The sequence below is a fragment of the Bartonella sp. AP150HLJHH genome (assembly GCF_042196385.1).
Lineage (GTDB): Bacteria > Pseudomonadota > Alphaproteobacteria > Rhizobiales > Rhizobiaceae > Bartonella.
Genome location: NZ_JBHIQC010000092.1, coordinates 1 through 1,387, shown reverse-complemented (window position 1 = coordinate 1,387; position 1,387 = coordinate 1). Strand labels below are relative to the sequence as shown.

Below are 1,387 nucleotides of genomic sequence, written 5' to 3'. Positions count from 1 at the left end.
TTTTTTTGTTGGCATGGTGTAAAAAATCGTATTTAATGACGCTGCTGTACTGGTCGAATTGCGTCCAAAATTCAAAAATATCCTCTAAAATTTAGTAAAATGTGATCTTGAAACGTGGCTAGAAAGCCCTGTTTTCTGGGTAATTCTGACTAATCTATTTTTCAAATAACAAAAATCAATAATTGACTAATGATGTCATTAATTATGACGCAAAAGGAGCAATGATGAAAGCTGTCATCACTAAGCCAATGTGTGTTGTTGGAGACAATAAAAGCACTGTTCGCTTTGAACCATCAACACCCAATAATCCATTTGTTGAAGTTTCTAATCAAGTCTACGCACGTCTCAAGCGCGCCAATGCTGCAAAACTTTTTGTTGACGTCAAGACAACAGCAAAAACAGATAAGGCAATTGAACAAATTAAACAGATAGAACAAGAAGCCGTACAAACATCGTCTGAACCAGTGACAGAGGAAATTCCACTCGAACAGCCAAAAGCATCTAAAGCTTCCAAGTCACCTACCCCAAAAAAGGCTTAGAAGTTGAAGTTAATCATCCACCAAAAATGGTATCTTCAACAGGCAAAAGATACCTTCACAAGCCTTCAAGCCCCTCGCCTTAATTGGGCTTTGCGTAATGCTCTAAACACCGCAGCAAAACAAGTTGAACGCTTTACTGAAAAGCAAGTTGCTGACATCTCATCAGCCCAAATAAAGCGTATAAGAAGAGGTGTTTATATTAAAGAAAAGGCGACAGCAAGGTTTCTTGAGACAGATATCATTGGTTTTGGAACACCAATACCTCTTAAATTTTTTAAAGTAAACGAAACAAAACGCGGCGTAACTTACACACTGTTTGGAAAGAAAGAAATCTTACCCCATGGTTTTATCAAGGGAGGCAGTTTTCCAAAGCGTGTTGAATTAAAAAAGCTGAATGGGAATGTGTTTCAAAGAGCGGATGGAGATAAATTTCCCATTGCAAAACAAGAGGGACCTTCAATTGCTGGGGTGATGTCCAAACCAGAGATTGCAAGTGCTATTGCACAATATGCCAATGAAAGATTAACCAAAAACATACAGAGACAACTTTCTCGTCAAGAATACGCTGCTAATAAAAAAGGCTAGATCATGTTCTCAAGCTTTATCTATATATTCCATATTCTTATGAGTTTAGGCATTAAATATTCTTATTGCAATTTTAAAAACAGATTATCACTTATGCTTTATTTTTTTCATAAAAAAATCAATAAAATCAACTCAAAAGGTACTTCCCAGTGGGTTGGCTTCGTTGCGGGGCAGGCGAGCGCGAACTATCGCTAGCGACAGAATTTTCAAATTGACTGTACATTGTACACTTAACTCATTGATAAATAATGATTTCAGTGTGT

General features: G+C 37.0%; 2 protein-coding genes. Both read left to right on the top strand.

The window, feature by feature from the left end:
• Nucleotides 1–224: 224 nt before the first annotated feature.
• Entirely contained in the window at nucleotides 225–539 is a 315-nt protein-coding gene (locus tag ACFING_RS09790) for a hypothetical protein (protein ID WP_273790330.1), read from the top strand.
• A gap of 3 nt (nucleotides 540–542) precedes the next feature.
• Nucleotides 543–1,124 (top strand): hypothetical protein, encoded by a 582-nt coding sequence (locus tag ACFING_RS09785; protein WP_375630768.1) that lies wholly within the window; start codon nucleotides 543–545, stop codon nucleotides 1,122–1,124.
• The last annotated feature ends 263 nt before the right edge of the window (nucleotides 1,125–1,387 follow it).